Origin of the sequence: Elizabethkingia argenteiflava, from assembly GCF_009904105.1 — a bacterium.
Lineage (GTDB): Bacteria > Bacteroidota > Bacteroidia > Flavobacteriales > Weeksellaceae > Elizabethkingia > Elizabethkingia argenteiflava.
The window spans coordinates 1-412 of the sequence record NZ_JAAABJ010000499.1 but is presented as its reverse complement, the minus strand read 5'-3'; the positions used below and the strand labels follow the sequence as shown (position 1 = coordinate 412).

Annotated in this window: 1 pseudogene; it reads left to right on the top strand. The window is 31.1% G+C overall.

Annotated elements, in window-relative coordinates:
• Positions 1 to 208 (top strand): annotated as a pseudogene (locus GNY06_RS06590) (hypothetical protein); the annotation flags it as partial.
• Between the last annotated feature and the right edge of the window lie 204 nt (positions 209 to 412).

Genomic DNA, 412 nt, shown 5'->3' with positions numbered 1-412 from the left:
GCACAGATTAATTAAGAGTTCTAACAAAATAAAAGACAAGGACGGCAAAATAATAAAAGTTACAGAAGATTTTTACTCTTTGAAGCATTTATTTTTAGACAAACTAGACCAAGCCAGCGACGAGGATATCAATCTCGCTCAAATAGCAGCCAGCCACCGAACTGATACCATCACCAAGGTTTACACCCATGGAAAAAAGAAAAGATAAAATCAATCCTTAAAACAACTAAAATTTAAAATCGTATAGTCAAATGCTTCTTTCTAATTTCAATGAACTCCAAAAGTTTTTTTTTTCTTTTGGAATAATATTATAATCATGTGATTGAAAGATCTATGGAAGTTCTCTTCATCATTCAGGCTTCCGTTCAATCCCATTTACTAGGACATTAAAAGATATATATAAAGTATTTTC